Source organism: Coleofasciculus chthonoplastes PCC 7420 (assembly GCF_000155555.1).
GTDB lineage: Bacteria > Cyanobacteriota > Cyanobacteriia > Cyanobacteriales > Coleofasciculaceae > Coleofasciculus > Coleofasciculus chthonoplastes_A.
The window spans coordinates 85,616-101,083 of the sequence record NZ_DS989856.1 but is presented as its reverse complement, the minus strand read 5'-3'; the positions used below and the strand labels follow the sequence as shown (position 1 = coordinate 101,083).

The following is a 15,468-nucleotide window of genomic DNA, read 5'->3' as shown; positions in this document are numbered from 1 at the left end:
CTTATGCTTGAGAACGTCGTGGGGTTGTGCGATCCAGCCATAGGACTACATACATCTGTCGGTGAGAGAAAAATTCAGGTGTAATGTGAGTCAGGGCGACGGGAAAACATCAATAGCGCTTCGCGCTGGCGGAGCTTGTTTCCTCCGAATGTATCGCGCTATTTTTGCAATAGACAGTCTGCTCAGTGGAAATCCAAATTGGATTAGAGGATAAAAACACTCAAGGTCACGCGATCGCGTCCCCCCTCACCCGACAGAGGGAGCATGAAGTTGGCGATTACTCACTCTTGTTAAGCAAGACATGGTACAAAAGTCTCCTAGGCTGAAGTTGAAGAATGGTTTGCCTAGGAGATGAACGATAACTTGTTTCTACTATGCCTAATCGCGTCGAAATTCTCAAGCGCCAATTTACTAACAGTGTGGGACTGCCGTTTCGGGAGTTATTGCCGGAGTCAACCCTTGTTGAAGCCTTAGAAGCCGAAAAGATAGAGTATCGTAACCGTCTGTTTAACCCCATCGTTACCTTGTGGGCATTTCTGTCTCAAGTATTGGATACAGATAAAAGCCTGCAAAATGCTGTGAGTCGCATTATTTCGTGGTTGGCAGCGGATGGAGAAGCGATTCCGTCGTCGGACACAGGAGGATACTCGAAAGCCAGAAAAAGACTCTCAGAGAAATTTCTGGTGAGGCTATTAGGCAAAACAGCCCAAGGGCTAGAGAAGCAAACAACAACCGAAGACCTATGGTGCGATAGACATGTCAAACTCTGTGATGGTTCAACAGTTGTGATGAGCGATACCCCACTAAATCAAACAGAATATCCTCAGCACAGTAATCAAACACTTGGGTGTGGTTTTCCCATTGCCAAAATTGTTGTGATGTTTAGCTTGGCAACGGGAGCTGCTCTAGAAATATTGATTGCCCCGTTTAGGACAGGAGAAGTGACTCTAGCTCGCCAACTCTATCCCAAGCTGATGCCTGATGATGTCGTGTTAGCTGATCGTGCCTTTGGCAGCTATGTGGACTTGGTACTCATCCAACAATACTCGGCTGATGCCGTGTTTCGTAAACATCAGAGTCGTAAAAGTGACTTTCGACGGGGCAAAAAACTAGGGATTGGAGACCACATCGTTACTTGGAGCAAGCCCCATCGCCGTCCTACGGGCATGAGTCAGGATGAATTTGCCAAACTTCCCACTCACGTCCAGGTGCGAGAAATCCATCTACTAATTCAGCAAAAGGGCTTTCGCTCCAAAGAGATTATTTTGGTTACTACCTTACTAGATGCCCAGGTTTATACCAAAACCAAGCTAGCTCAACTTTACCAGTGGCGCTGGCAAGTTGAGGTAGATCTACGCCATGTCAAAACCACTTTAGGTATGGAGATGCTGCGCGGGAAAACTCCAGAAATGGTTCGCAAAGAAATCTATGTGCATCTTCTGGCTTACAACTTGTTACGAACCGTGATGTGGCAGGCAGGTAAACAAGCTGGAGTTTGTCCAGTGCGTATTTCTTTGCAAGGCACTCGTCAGCATTTAAGCCACTTCTGCTGCCAGTTCTACAAAGCTGGAGCTAAAAAGCGAGCAAAGCTTTACGACGCATTCTTGATTGTAGTGACTGACAAGCTTCTACCAGAACGTCCCTATCGCTATGAACCTCGACTCAAGAAACGACGCCCCAAGCCTTATGGCTGGATGCAGCAACCCCGCGACGTTCTCAAGCGTCAGCTAGTTGCCTGATTGAGCTTAAGTCAGTGCCATTCGACTTAGGCTCAATGGCACTGACTGGTATGCTGGTGGGCAATGCCCACCCTACGGTATATCAAGGGTTTTAGTTCCGCTTTCTTGATCGTTGTCGTTGCTTGATAGCGTCGCTCAAATTCTTTTCGAGTTAAGCGATCGCCATTTTCTAGGGGCGGTAGGTTGGACATTGCCTGGGACTGTTTAAATGTATGGGTTTCGGAGTTTTTGACCGCCATAGAACAAGACCTTTTAAGCGTTATTGTTCAGTATAGATAAATGTCTCTAAAGTCAAGAGAGATTCTCATACCTCAACATGCCCAACAAAACCCTACAAGCCCGTTTGGATCGCTTTATCCATGCCCCCCAAACTGAACTGGCGCTAATCGTTCTCATTCTGCTTTCTGTAATTCTCGTGATTGCGGAAGTCACGCTTGATAATAACACTCAAGCCTATAAACTTGTCTATCTGACTCAAGAACTACTCACGGGCATCTTTATTATCGAGTTGACAATTCGCTATTTTGCTGCTAAAAATAAACGCCGTTTCTTCCGCCACTATTGGTTAGATATTATTGCCGTATTGCCCCTATTGCGAGCCTTTCGCCTGTTGCGGGTATTGCGCCTCCTACGACTATTGCGAGTGGGAATCCTACTCAATCAGAATTTAAATCGTCTTGGCTCTACCTTAGCCACGAGTATTGGTGTCCAGATTGGCGTATTGCTGGTTGTCGGTTTAATTATTTTAGTCGGCGCGATCGCGATTCACTTGCTAGAGGGGTTTACCAATCCGGATTTCGCCTCTGTGAAGGATTCCCTCTGGTGGAGCTTTTTTACCCTTGTATCCGGAGAACCCATCGGCGGCGAACCTCAAACCGATGCGGGGCGATTGGTTACACTCATAGTAATCCTGGGTGGCTTGACGATGTTTGCCATGTTTACGGGTGTCGTTTCCGCCGTCATGGTACAACGATTGAGAACAGTGATGGAAATTAAACACTGGGAATTGGACGAACTACGCGATCATATTGTTATCTGTGGCTGGAATCGCAGTGGACATCTGCTGATTGAGCAACTGCAAGCCGATCCCAGTTTAAAACACCATCCGATTGTGGTGGTTGCTGAATTTATCCAAACTCCGGAGCGAGAACTGAAACATGTTAATCGTTCCCAAATTTATTTCTATACCGGAGATTACACGACAATTGATGTCCTAGAAGCGGTGGGAATTTATCACACCTCACGGGCTATTTTGTTGGCAGATGCTACCCATCCGCGCAGTGATCAGGATCGGGATGCACGAACTGTTTTAGCGGCATTAACGATTGAAAAACTCCATCCGGGTATCTATACCTGCGCTCAACTTCTTGATGGCAAAAATAATGTGCAACTGCGAGTAGCGGGAGTGGAAGATGTGATTGTGGCGGATGAATTGGCGAGTCATTTAATGGCGACTTCAGTGCGAAACTGGGGTTCTGTGGATGTGTTAGCGGAATTGCTCACTGTGCAAACGGGGAACCAAATCTATAAAATTTCCCTACCCCAGCAATGGAATGGTATTTCATTCTGGAATGCGGCTCAATGGCTAAAAGAGGAGCTAGATAGTATTTTAGTTGCTGTGGAACGGCAAACTCAGGGGCGTCGAGAGACTCTGGTTAACCCAGCCAAAGATGAACAACTCATGTTGGGCGATCGCTTGGTTGTGATTGCTCGCCACCAGCCCCAAATTGAGAGAGTTCTTAAGGCTAAAAAGCAATAGATCTCAAAGAAGGGCTAAAGCCCTTACTACGAACTACGCACTACAAACTAAGAATAGAAGCCCACAGCATAATCTCCGATTTGCTGTGGGAGGATGTCACCCGAAACGTCCGCTTACATAGTCTTTCGTGGCTTCCTCCTTGGGATTTTGAAAGATATTTTCGGTTTCGTCGTACTCAACTAAATACCCCTGTTTTCCACCCTTTTCTGTGGCTCTGGCATTGAAGAAGGCGGTCATGTCGGCAACCCGTGTGGCTTGCTGCATATTGTGCGTCACAATCACAATACTGTATTTTTGTTTCAGTTCGTGCATTAAGTCTTCAACCTTGAGGGTGGAAATCGGGTCAAGAGACGCACAAGGTTCGTCCATTAATACCACATCCGGGTTAATAGCGATCGCCCGGGCAATACATAACCGTTGCTGTTGTCCCCCAGATAGGGACATCCCGTTGGTTTTCAGCTTATCTTTGACCTCATCCCATAAAGCGGCAGCGCGTAGGGAGTTTTCCACTAATTCATCTAGATCCCCTTTATAGTTATTTACCCTGGCACCATAAGCAATGTTGTCATAAATTGTTTTAGGAAATGGGTTGGGTTTTTGGAACACCATACCAATCCGCCGTCGTACTTCTACCGGATCAACACTTTTGTCATAAAGGTCTTTCTGGCGATAGTAAACCTTACCCTCAATGTGGAATGAATCAATTAAATCGTTGAGACGGTTGAAGCAACGAATCAAGGTACTTTTACCACAACCCGAAGGACCGATAAAAGCCGTGATCCGGTTTTTGGGAATTGCCATAGACACCCCTTTGACCGCTAAAAATTTTCCGTAGTAAATATCTAGGGTTTCTGTGCGTAAAACCGTTTCTGTTGATTGTTCATTACCTTGATTCGGACTTGCTACTTTTTGATTAGATTCCATAATAATTTTTCCTGAATTTTGGGTTGCATTTGGATACAATAAGTTGGTTTTCATGTTTAGACGTTGAATTTCAATCTCCCCTTGGAAATGGATAGATTAATCAGGTAATCCATAGTTCAATAAATGCTTTTCCGAGTTGCCCAACGAGAAATTACACTGGTTAATAAGACCAAAGCTACCAGGAGTAAAGAAGCCGCCCAGGCTAGTTCTTGTTGATCAGAAAAAGGCGAGGTGGCAAAATTGTAAACTAACACGGCTAGCGAGGGAGTTGGTTGACATAGTCCTGAGGGCCAAAAGAAGGTGAATAGAGCCGTGAAAATCAGCGGGGCGGTTTCCCCAGCGGCGCGAGCAACTGCCAAGGTGGTTCCCGTCAGGATGGCGGGTAAAGCGGCAGGAAGAACCACTCTCAATACCGTTTGATATTCCGAAGCTCCCACACCCACAGACGCCCAGCGCACATCCTGAGGCACAATTTGTAAGGCTTCATCGGTGGTTCTGATGATAATCGGTAGCATCAATACCGCCAGAGCTACGCCTCCCGCCAATGCGGAAAAACTACCTGAACAAGGGACGAACCCAGCTCCAAGCACGATAATCCCGTAAGCAAATATTCCAGCAATAATTGAAGGGACACCACTTAAGACGTTAGTAGCAAAGCGAATCCAGCGAGCAATTGGACCCGAACTAAATTCAGATAGATAAACGGCAGCTAAAACCCCAATGGGAACACTAATCAGCGCCCCAATTGCGATGACAATCAACGTCCCCACAATCGCATTGCCTACACCGCCACCGGATAAACCCGCTGCTGGGGGTAACTCGGTAAATAAGTCTAAGTTCAGGCGGTTAAACCCTTTGATGATCACATAGATAATTACCGCAAATAATGGGATTAAGGCAATAACCAGACAAGCTCCGGCTAAGATGGTCATGATGATCCCAAACAGCGATCGCCCACTCGTGTAGGAACGGGTAAAACTGTGAGTGGGAAAGTCTTCAGCTTGTTTATCGGGGAGATTCTCGGACATAAAATTTTCAGGTTTTGATCCTTCACTTCACTTTTTGGGCATGGCGCATGAGTTTTAACTGAACTTAAAATTTCTTCACTTGGCGTACAATCAACTCCGCCAGAATGTTCACGATTAGAGTTAAGACAAATAACACGAATCCGGCATACATTAACGCCGCCACCTGCAAACCTGAGGCTTCGGCAAATTGGTTAGCCAATAGGGAGGCAATCGTATTAGCGGGGGCGAGTAGAGAAAAATTAAGTTGATTGGCATTACCAATCAGCAAGGTGACTGCCATAGTTTCTCCCATGGCTCGACCTAGCCCTAACATTATGCCACCAACAATGCCCGAAAATGCCGCCGGAATCAGAACTCGAAAGATGGTTTGCCAGCGAGTAGCCCCTAACCCTAGAGACGCTTGTCGCAAATCTGGAGGTAGAGATGCCAAGGAATCGCGAGAAATTGCCGTGATAATCGGCAAAATCATAATCGTTAAAATAATTCCTGCCGGAAACATCCCCACCCGCGTGGGTTCTGTACTAAACAGGGGAATCCAGCTGAAGTTGTTATGCAGCCACTCCTCAAGCGGAATTAGGATTGGCACTAAAACATAAATACCCCATAGTCCGTACACCACACTGGGAATCGCCGCTAACAGTTCTACCATAAATACCAACGTCAGCCGCGCTGATTTGGGCAGAAAGTCTTCGCTCAAAAAGACGGCGGTGCCAATTCCCAGAGGGACAGCAAAAAATAGTGCGATCGCGGAACTCACCAGCGTCCCATAGATCATGGGGAGCGCCCCATATTCATTTTCTACGGGATTCCAAGCGCTGTTGACCAAAAAATTCAGACCGAATTCTCGGATCGCAGGTAAGGCTTCTATGCCCACCGTGATCGCGATGAAGATTAAAATACCCGCGACTGACAGCGCCAAAATGCGAGCCAGCCAAACAAACCCCCGATCTATCGTTTTTTCACCGACAGATCGTTGGGGGAGGACTGCTGAATTGGACTCAGCTTGTGTAGTCATAATTGAATAGAGTGAACCGATATTAGAAAATTAAAGGATACCAGTGAACCGATCAAACCTAGGATCTGAAGCAGTGAAGCAGATGGGAAAGACGCTTGGTGATCTTCCCAGAAAACGGGTTGTGTGGGGGGACGGGTTTCACGGTTATCGTTGCTTCTTTTCAACCCGCCCCGACTGAGTGGAAGAACTTTAACTCCCAACTCTCTTATCTCTATCCGTTTCTGTGAGGCTATTCACTCACCTCAATGTCATACTCGTCGCTAATCACATCAGCTGCCTCTGCCACTTTTTCCCGCACATTGGGCGGCAGTTTCACATAGCCTAACTCTGGGGCAATTTCTTGACCTTCGGTCAACATATACTCAATTGTTGCTTCTATGGATTTCGCCGTCTCCGGATCATCATACTCTTGGTAAGCCAAAAGCCAAGTATAAGTAACAATGGGATAGGATTCCTCGCCTTCAGGATCAGAAATAAATGCCCGCAGATTTTCCGGTAATGTAACCGCTTCTAAGGTTTTAGACGCCGATTCATCACTGGGCGTGACAAAATTACCCGATTGGTTTTCTAAAGCAGCAAAGTTAAGGTCATTATTCTTGGCGTAGCCGTATTCAACATAACCGATCGCACCATCGGTTTGTTGAATCTGAGCCGTAACCCCTTCATTTCCCTTTGCGCCAACCCCGGTGGGCCACTCGACGGTTTTGCCTTCGCCAACTTGCTCTTCCCACTCCGGACTAATCGCACTCAGGTGTTTTGTAAAGACACCTGTGGTACCACTGCCATCGGAACGATGAATCACGGTAATCGACTGATCGGGCAACTCTACACCTTCGTTTGCCGCCGCAATTGCTGGGTCATTCCAGTTGGTAATATTACCCAGAAGAATATCCACATACACATCCCGTGGCAGTTTCAATTCTTCTACACCTTCTAGGTTGTATGCCAGTACGATACTACCCGCTGTCATCGGCAGCATCAGAACACCTCTATCGACTTCCGCGATTTCTTCATCCTTCATTGCCACATCACTAGCGCCGAAGTCTACCGTACCTTGAGTAAACTGTTCCACACCAGCACCACTGCCGACGGATTGATAGTTAACCTGCAGTTTGGGATATTGACTGTTGAGTTCTTGGAACCAACGCTGATAGATCGGGGCGGGGAACGATGCACCAGCACCGGTTAGCGCTACAGGTTCAGCGAGGGCGAGTTTGTCATCACCCGCACCCATGTCAGTTTGATCGGTTTCTCCACCTGTGTCAGCCTCTTGCTGCCCTCCACACGCCGCTAAGCTAACGGCTAGAACTAGCACAGAAACTGAACGAACTAAACGAGCTGGATTGATGAAAGCGAGACGGAACACCATTTGACTAAGCCTCAAAGACAGTTACACTATGGGAAGTCTCTTGCAGGATACTCCTCATTCGTAAAGGGAAGGTTAACAAGGTGGCAATTGAATTTCCGTAGGGGTTTGGTGCCCAAACCCCGGTTATTAATTTGATTCCTCATGACACACCGAGCGAAGCGATGTCCTGAGCCTGTCGAAGGGTCGAGGTGTTCCCCGTTCCCTAACTTGGTATAAGACAGAATGTCGGATATACGGTATAGTGTTAAGTCGCGGTTCTATCGGTTGTGACATTACAACCAAACCGTCGAAGTGCAAAGCGAGGGTCTAAGCGTCAACTACCGCACACCAACCCTGATCGGGTATGGTGTGGACTTGAATAAAGTCTGTTGACCAGACGGCTCACCTCGACTTCGCGGGCGTGAGCGGAGCCGAACCGAGCAGCCGTTAAGACTAAGAGTTAAAGTTCGTACCTTGGGATGCGTGCCAGTTCCAAGCTCTACAACTGGGTAATTAAACAGGTCATTCGGAAAAGCCAGTGTTACTCAGAAAGTACCGAGTCTTAACCTCGTCGAGGCAAACTTTACCAGTAATGAGAGTCTCAAAGTAATGCGAGTTTTCGTACTAGATAAAAAATTGAAACCTCTTGACCCCTGCCACCCTGCCAGGGCAAGAGAACTACTGAACAAAGGAAGGGCTAAAGTATTTAAACGCTATCCATTCACTATTGTTTTACAGGATAGAGTTATTGAAGATTCAGTTACTCATTTTCATAGAATCAAAATCGACCCGGGTAGCAAGACTACTGGAATTTCGGTTGTCCAAGAGGAGACAGGGCGAGTTACAAACGCCTTGGAAATCTCTCACCGAGGGCAGCAAATTAAAGACGCTCTTGATTCACGCTCTTCATTGCGAAGAGGAAGACGTAATCGTAAAACCCGTTACCGCAAACCTCGTTTCTTAAACAGAACCCGTAAAGAGGGATGGTTGCCACCATCTCTTGAAAGTCGCATTGCCAACATTGAAACTTGGGTGAGGCGAATCAGGAAACTTTGCCCAATTACCGCTATCTCTCAAGAGCTAGTCAGGTTCGATTTGCAGCATAAGCAAAACCCTGAGATTAGCGGGATAGAGTACCAAAGAGGTGAACTGTTCGGTTTTGAGGTCAAAGAGTATTTACTCGCCAAATGGAACAGAAAATGTGCTTACTGTGGCATTGAAAATGTACCTTTTGAGATTGAACATATCCTCGCCAAAAGCAAGGGAGGTTCAAATAGAGTCAGTAATCTTTGCCTGAGTTGCCATTCCTGTAACCAAAATAAAGGGAACCAACCTATTGAGGAGTTTTTGAAGAGGGAGCCTGAAGTTCTGAAACGAGTTCTAGCTCAAGCCAAAGCACCTCTTAAGGATGCCACTGCCGTTAATGCTACTCGCTGGGAACTGTACAGAAGACTTCAATCAACGGGTTTACCTGTAGAGTTAGGTTCTGGGGGTTTGACAAAGTTTAACCGTCAAACCCGAGGAATTGAGAAAACTCACGCTTTCGATGCAGCTTGTGTTGGTGCTTCAACGCCTGAAAAACTTCTTCTCAACGGAATTAAACCTTTGATTATCAAAGCCAAAGGTCACGGAAGAAGGCAACGTTGCGGAACCAATAAATTTGGTTTCCCAATTCGCCATGCTCCGCGAGAGAAGTTTTTCTTATGTTTCCAAACCGGAGACTTGGTGACAGCAAATGTCCTAACTGGAAAATATGCAGGAACTTACACAGGTCGAATCGCTATTCGATTCAGACCGAGATTCAAGTTAACCACAGGAGGTAAAAGCTTCGACGTGCATCCGAAATATTTAAAAACCATTCACAAGGCTGACGGCTATGAATATGCATCTTGATTTATTTGTTGGCGGCAATTCCCCAGACGCTGACCGTTCAGGTACAGACGTCCGCCCCCTTGCCGCAATTATGATGGTTCAAACGCCATTACGACAGTCTGACAATTCACTCCATCCGGATACGGCGAATTCCTCAGCCTCCGTACCCACCTCAGTGCGAGACTGGCTCAACGCTCTCGCCCAACGGATTATCGCAGGCGATCGCATCAATCGAGAGGAAGCGCTGAAACTGACGCAGATAGAGGGACAAGATAATATTCTGCTCCTGTGTGAAGCCGCCGATCAAGTGCGCCAAGCCTGCTGCGGTAACACCGTGGATTTATGCAGTATTGTGAACATTAAATCCGGTAGCTGCTCAGAAAACTGCGGCTTTTGCGCCCAATCTGCCCATCATCCAGGAAAGGATTCCCCTATTTACGGACTCAAATCCCCAGAGGAAATACTGGCACAAGCCAAAGCCGCCGATGCAGCAGGGGCAAAGCGTTTTTGTTTGGTAAGTCAAGGGCGTGGACCGAAATATCAATCCCCCAAATCCACAGAATTTGAGCAAATTCTGGAAACCGTTCAGCGGATTATTAGTGAAACCGGGATTAAGCCCTGCTGCGCCTTAGGCGAAGTGACACCAGAACAGGCACAGGCACTCAAGGAAGCTGGAGTTACCCGCTATAACCATAACTTAGAGGCATCGGAGAACTTTTTCCCGGAAATCGTCACCACTCATCGTTGGCGCGATCGCGTCGAGACGATTAAGCATCTGAAAGCGGCGGGAATTCAAGCTTGTACGGGTGGCATTTTGGGAATGGGAGAAACCTGGGAGGATCGGGTAGATTTAGCCCTAGCCTTGCGGGAATTAGAGGTGGAATCTGTCCCCCTGAACTTGCTGAATCCCCGTCAAGGAACGCCCTTGGGAGAACAGACAAAACTTGATCCATACCAAGCACTAAAGGCGATCGCGATTTTCCGGCTGATTTTGCCCGAACAAATCATTCGCTATGCTGGCGGACGAGAAGCGGTGATGGGCGAACTCCAAGCCTTGGGATTGAAAGCCGGGATTAATGCCATGTTAATTGGTCATTACCTAACCACTTTAGGACAGCCACCAGAACACGATCATGCCATGTTAGAGTCATTATGCTTAACCGGAGGCGAAGCACCGCTTCCCGGAGAGCATCAATCCCAGCAAGTATAGAGGGGGAGTTAAGGACGATTCGCGTAAAAGTGTCTGCTCCCCATGAACTCGTTTGGGCTTTAATTGGCTTATTACTGACTATCGGTGGCACCTTTTTAGAAGCCTTCGTGACAAATCCGCCCTGGGATTGGTCAAGCCAAGGAATTCAGCCCATTTCCTTAGGCGTTACCTGTCAGATTGGGGCGGTTCTACTTGTTGGGTGTTTAGGTGGAAAAAATGCAGGTGTCCTGTCTCAAATTGCTTATGTGGTTTTAGGTTTAATTTTACCGGTCTTTGACCAAGGCGGGGGTTTAGACTATGTAATAAAACCCATGTTTGGGTATTTATTAGGATTTATTGCGGGAGCCTGGGTTTGTGGTTTTTTGGCGTTTCGTCTGCCTTTGCGATTAGAATCCCTAGGGTTTAGCTGCTTATGTGGTTTATTCACAATCCATATTTACGGAATAGGCTATTTAACGATTTTTCATCTTATTTTGAACATGACAAGTAGGGATGGTTTATCGTTGATGGATACTATGTTGAAATACTCGATTTATCCTTTGCCAGGGCAGTTAGCCATTGTTTGTGCGGTTACAGTTGTAGCGTATACCCTGCGGCATTTATTGTTTTATTAGTCATTGGTCATTGGTCATTGGTCAAGTAATTCTCTCATTCAAAATTTAATCAGGGCGGGTTTTGAAAAAATATTAATCATCAATAGTTTGTGCGACAGTCCCTAAACCCGCCCCTACAAACCAGGTTCCCTGAGCCAAGCGAAGGGTCAGATCTTTTCCATCCCTAACTATAACCATGCCTTTTAAAAAAAATCGTTACTTCTGGGTAATTGCCGCTGTTAGTGTAATTGTGGATCAACTGACTAAATATTTAGTGGTACAAAATTTTGCCTTATACGAAAGTTTGCCTCTGATTCCCGATGTTTTTCACTTAACCTATGTACTCAATACTGGGGCAGCATTTAGTCTGTTTAGTCAGGGCGGAGTTTGGCTGCGCTGGCTATCACTGGCAGTGAGTCTGGGGTTAATGGGGTTGGCATGGTTTGGCTCTCGGCTGAAACCGATTGAGCAGTTAGGCTACGGCTTTATTTTAGGCGGTGCATTAGGGAATGGAATTGACCGCTTTTTTAATGATTGTATCGTTAATGGAAAAGAGTTAACCTGTGTAGTTGATTTTCTGGAATTCCCGATTGTCAAGTTCCCTATATTAGTCGATTTTCGTCATATTCGACTCGCGCCTTTTCCGGTGTTTAATTTTGCTGATGTTTTTATTAATCTAGGGATTATCTGTTTGTTAATTATCAGTTTTCGCCAAAGCCCATCGGCGGCTAACTCAAACAAGTAGTCTGAGTGTGCCGTTTCAAAGGTCAACTTAAGCTCAACCCCTCACCCCCAGCCCCTCTCCCACGCCGGGGAGAGGGGAGCAAGAGAATCAGGTTCCCCTTCTCCCATGAAACAAAAAGCGAAGCATCCTTCCAGTAGTGCCGTGGCACACCTTATTTGATGAATTAGAATTGGTTCGTAGTGAGGGAACTTCAGCCCTCTCCAGCTAAGCGTTATAGCACTAAAGTGCTTACTACAAACAAAACCCTATTTTAGCTGTGCCACGACAGTAGTAGCGTGACACAGCTAATTTGATGAATTAGAATTACGCCCGGAAAACCTATAAAATTAGGCGCTAAAGCCCCTACTACGAACCTGCTTTTGTATTGATGCTATTTATCGTAATACATTGTCACTAAATGTATGACAAGCGTATGTTGTTTTGTATGACAATTTTCTAAGCTTTTGCTGGATAAGTCGTATTTTTATATAGAGACTTATTAGGCTAAACACAATCTTTTAATCCTGTTAACGTAAAATATACTAACTTAAATAATGTGTTTTATTTTTTATTCATAAATTATAAACAATTGATAAAATTGTTGCCAAAAATCAATCCAGTGCAATAGCATAGGAATGATGTAGGCAATGGTCTGATAAGATAAAAAACTGGGTATCTCTAGTAGTCTGGGTTAAACGCTCCTCTAGAATCTATGTCAATCAAAGCCAATACCTCGTCAGGTTATTTGGCTTCAATATTGCTCAAACCCAGCATTTTTGAACAGGCTGACTTTCTATTCTCAATTCAGCCAAAAACGATGATCAGCTCTCATCCTACAGATTGGCTAAACCAGGGTTATCTATGATTATGTTGAACGAGCAAACTTGGATTCAACTGAACTAAACAGCAAGTATCCTGCGATGACCTACACCTTGACAGACTTACGATTTTGCAGCATACGTTTGGCTTATCCTTTAGGAAAAATGCCCTGAGTGAATTTATCGGTAAAGATGTAACCAATTTCATCCCTGTGCTAAGACTATTCGGGTAAAAACCCATCCCCCCTAATCTGGCAAAACAGAGGACTAGGGGGTTTCCAAGGAAGGAAATGAATGGACTGTATTTTTTCGCCTCCCATCTCCGGAAGGGAGATGGATTTGTTCAACGGAATCTAGAGTGGTAGGTAACCAGCCATGTGGGCAAAATTTCTCAAAAATTTAACCAACCAGAAAAAGCTTCAAAATCAAATCTTATTGCTGCTGTTTTTAAGCAGTCTTATTCCCGTCTCAATTGTGGGACTTTATGGAATATTTTCGTCCTCGACTGCTTTATCCGAAGTCTCAGAAACTAAACTTGAGGACAGGGTTACTGATGATGCCGAAAATATTGATGCTGTCTTAGAGGGGATTAATGAGGATGTCTTATTCCTGAGCAAGATTCCCGCTATTCAAGGGATTATTCGCTCAGAAACGGCTTCCGAAGGCAATCAATCGGCTGATGTTTGGGTAGACCAAGCCCAGACCATTTTTGAGAGTCTAATGCAGGCGAAGTCTCAATATATGCAGCTTCGGTTTCTTGACGAAAATGGTCAGGAAATAGTCAGGGTTGATTCCGATGGAACGACGACGACAATTATCCCCGAATCGGAGTTACAAAATAAGGGCGATCGCGGCTATTTTGTGGAAACGATGAAACTGGAGCCAGGTGAGGTTTATGTCTCCCCGGTTAACTTAAATCAAGAACAAGGAAAAATCGAAACCCCGTTTAAACCAGTAATTCGCTACGCCACACCTGTTGCTGATGCAGCCGGTACAAAACAGGGAATTGTGATTGCCAATGTTTTTGCTAACAAGTTTCTCAGATATATCGAGGATGCCAATTTAAGCGAGGGCGAAACCGCCTTACTGGTTAATGCAGAGGGCTACTATCTCTCTCACCCTGATGATGAGAAAGAATGGGGATTTGATCTGGGCAATGATGAAACCTTGGCGAAGGATTATTCTGACCAAATTGTTGAGCAAATTCTCCAAGGCGGACAGGGATTAATTGGTACAGGAAGTAATGAACTCATTAGCTACGCTACCGTTGATCCAGCACCGAATCAACCTGGCTTTTTAGTGGCTATCCGTACCGTTCCCAAAAGCACAATTTTTGCCTCTGTGACGGCGTTTAAAGTAGTAGCGACGCTGATTATTTTAATCTCTCTCGCCGCCGTGCTACCCGTGGGCGTTTTCCGGACAAGTCAACTAGCAGATTTACTTAAACAAATTGTGACTCGTATCTCCACCTCTAGCCAAGAGATTTTTTCCACCTTAGAAGAACAAGAACGGGTGGCGAGTCAGCAAGCGGCTTCAGTGAATGAAACGACTACTACCATGGATGAGTTAGAAGCCTCCTCCCGACAATCTGCAGAACAAGCCAAGGCTGCTGTATCCGCCGCCCAGAAAGCGTTGGAACTGACTCAGGGAGGAACCCAAGCAGTCGGTGAAACCCTGGAAGGGATGTACACCCTGGAGAATAAAGTCGGCGCGATCGCACAACAGATTGTTCGTCTTTCTGAACAGGCAAATCAAATTGGTAGTATTTCTCAGTTGGTGTCTGAATTAGCCAACAAAACCAACATGTTAGCCCTCAATTCCTCAGTAGAAGCAGTGCGGGCGGGAGAACATGGCAAAGGCTTCTCGGTGGTTGCCAATGAAATTCGCAAATTAGCCGATCAAAGTCAACAATCCGCTGACAAAATTGGTCTTCTGGTTTCCGAAATTCAAAGCGCGATTAACTCAACAGTAATGGTGACGGATGAAGGAACAAAAACCGTGGCATCTGGTGTACAAATTGCCCAAAAAACTAATGAAGCGTTCACCGGGGTAGCCGATGCGGTGGACAAAGTGGTGTTAAATAACCAACAAATATCCCTGAACTTAAAACAGCAAGTCGATGCGATTCAACAAGTCGTCGAGGCGATGGAAACCATTAATAAGGGTGCAAAAGAAACCGCCACAGGGATTAATCAAACCAAGATCGGGACTCAGCAACTGAACGAAACCTCCTTGGAATTGCAAGAGATGGTTTAACTGTGCAGGGATGTAGAGACGTGCCATGGCACGTCTGGGAGCAGGGGAAGCAGGGGGAGCTGGGGAACAAAATTTCTATAGCCCATTAGCCTATTCCCTATTCCCTATTCCTTATTGCCTATTCCCTGTTCCCTAACAAATAACATAAGACATAAGACATAAGACAAATGACGAATGACATA

Annotated in this window: 11 protein-coding genes and 1 pseudogene; 7 read left to right on the top strand and 5 right to left on the bottom strand. The window is 45.8% G+C overall.

What is annotated here, in order from left to right; translation table 11 throughout:
* The first annotated feature begins 374 nt into the window (after positions 1 to 374).
* A complete protein-coding gene (locus MC7420_RS21495; RefSeq protein ID WP_006103068.1) occupies positions 375 to 1,739 on the top strand; it encodes an IS4 family transposase in 1,365 nt (454 codons plus the stop codon).
* A 92-nt stretch (positions 1,740 to 1,831) separates the two neighbouring features.
* Here MC7420_RS21495 and MC7420_RS42775 read toward each other — a convergent pair.
* Positions 1,832 to 1,930 (bottom strand): annotated as a pseudogene (locus MC7420_RS42775) (Uma2 family endonuclease); the annotation flags it as partial.
* 125 nt (positions 1,931 to 2,055) lie between these two features.
* Between MC7420_RS42775 and MC7420_RS21485 the strand changes: the two are divergent.
* Positions 2,056 to 3,498, top strand: coding sequence for an ion transporter (locus MC7420_RS21485; protein WP_006102898.1), 1,443 nt, complete (start codon positions 2,056 to 2,058; stop codon positions 3,496 to 3,498).
* A gap of 96 nt (positions 3,499 to 3,594) precedes the next feature.
* Here the strand turns inward: MC7420_RS21485 and pstB are convergent, their stop codons facing one another.
* The 4 genes from pstB to pstS form a co-directional block, all read right to left on the bottom strand.
* On the bottom strand, positions 3,595 to 4,422 hold the full coding sequence (gene pstB, locus MC7420_RS21480) for a phosphate ABC transporter ATP-binding protein PstB (RefSeq protein ID WP_006102965.1): 828 nt from the start codon (positions 4,420 to 4,422) through the stop codon (positions 3,595 to 3,597).
* Positions 4,423 to 4,538: 116 nt separating this feature from the next.
* Positions 4,539 to 5,450, bottom strand: a complete 912-nt coding sequence (gene pstA, locus MC7420_RS21475; protein WP_006103070.1) for a phosphate ABC transporter permease PstA — start codon at positions 5,448 to 5,450, stop codon at positions 4,539 to 4,541.
* Positions 5,451 to 5,514: 64 nt separating this feature from the next.
* Complete coding sequence (gene pstC, locus MC7420_RS21470) at positions 5,515 to 6,465, bottom strand: phosphate ABC transporter permease subunit PstC (RefSeq protein ID WP_006102878.1); 951 nt, start codon at positions 6,463 to 6,465, stop codon at positions 5,515 to 5,517.
* Between the two features lie 229 nt (positions 6,466 to 6,694).
* A complete protein-coding gene (gene pstS, locus MC7420_RS21465) occupies positions 6,695 to 7,834 on the bottom strand; it encodes a phosphate ABC transporter substrate-binding protein PstS (protein ID WP_006103067.1) in 1,140 nt (379 codons plus the stop codon).
* Positions 7,835 to 8,422: 588 nt separating this feature from the next.
* Here pstS and iscB point away from each other — a divergent pair.
* The 5 genes from iscB (at position 8,423) to MC7420_RS42770 (ending at position 15,286) form a co-directional block, all read left to right on the top strand.
* A complete protein-coding gene (gene iscB / locus MC7420_RS21460) occupies positions 8,423 to 9,706 on the top strand; it encodes an RNA-guided endonuclease IscB (RefSeq protein WP_044208782.1) in 1,284 nt (427 codons plus the stop codon).
* Positions 9,707 to 9,779: 73 nt separating this feature from the next.
* The gene (gene bioB, locus MC7420_RS21455) at positions 9,780 to 10,895 is read left to right on the top strand and encodes a biotin synthase BioB (protein ID WP_044208869.1); all 1,116 of its coding nucleotides are present in this window, start codon (positions 9,780 to 9,782) and stop codon (positions 10,893 to 10,895) included.
* 29 nt (positions 10,896 to 10,924) lie between these two features.
* On the top strand, positions 10,925 to 11,509 hold the full coding sequence (locus MC7420_RS21450) for a biotin transporter BioY (RefSeq protein WP_006102882.1): 585 nt from the start codon (positions 10,925 to 10,927) through the stop codon (positions 11,507 to 11,509).
* A gap of 175 nt (positions 11,510 to 11,684) precedes the next feature.
* Positions 11,685 to 12,233 carry a signal peptidase II gene (gene lspA / locus MC7420_RS21445; RefSeq protein WP_006102995.1) on the top strand — a complete coding sequence of 183 codons (549 nt, stop codon included), beginning with the start codon at positions 11,685 to 11,687 and terminating at the stop codon, positions 12,231 to 12,233.
* A gap of 1,172 nt (positions 12,234 to 13,405) precedes the next feature.
* Positions 13,406 to 15,286, top strand: a complete 1,881-nt coding sequence (locus MC7420_RS42770; RefSeq protein WP_006102853.1) for a methyl-accepting chemotaxis protein — start codon at positions 13,406 to 13,408, stop codon at positions 15,284 to 15,286.
* Positions 15,287 to 15,468 lie beyond the last annotated feature (182 nt).

Bases quoted from the DNA above. Each gene is read 5' to 3' on its own strand.
- pstA (WP_006103070.1), bottom strand. From the start codon at position 5,450: ATGTCCGAGAATCTCCCCGATAAACAAGCTGAAGACTTTCCCACTCAC.
- MC7420_RS42770 (WP_006102853.1), top strand. From the start codon at position 13,406: ATGTGGGCAAAATTTCTCAAAAATTTAACCAACCAGAAAAAGCTTCAA.
- MC7420_RS21495 (WP_006103068.1), top strand. From the start codon at position 375: ATGCCTAATCGCGTCGAAATTCTCAAGCGCCAATTTACTAACAGTGTG.
- bioB (WP_044208869.1), top strand. From the start codon at position 9,780: ATGGTTCAAACGCCATTACGACAGTCTGACAATTCACTCCATCCGGAT.
- MC7420_RS21485 (WP_006102898.1), top strand. From the start codon at position 2,056: ATGCCCAACAAAACCCTACAAGCCCGTTTGGATCGCTTTATCCATGCC.
- lspA (WP_006102995.1), top strand. From the start codon at position 11,685: ATGCCTTTTAAAAAAAATCGTTACTTCTGGGTAATTGCCGCTGTTAGT.
- pstS (WP_006103067.1), bottom strand. From the start codon at position 7,834: ATGGTGTTCCGTCTCGCTTTCATCAATCCAGCTCGTTTAGTTCGTTCA.
- pstC (WP_006102878.1), bottom strand. From the start codon at position 6,465: ATGACTACACAAGCTGAGTCCAATTCAGCAGTCCTCCCCCAACGATCT.
- iscB (WP_044208782.1), top strand. From the start codon at position 8,423: ATGCGAGTTTTCGTACTAGATAAAAAATTGAAACCTCTTGACCCCTGC.
- pstB (WP_006102965.1), bottom strand. From the start codon at position 4,422: ATGGAATCTAATCAAAAAGTAGCAAGTCCGAATCAAGGTAATGAACAA.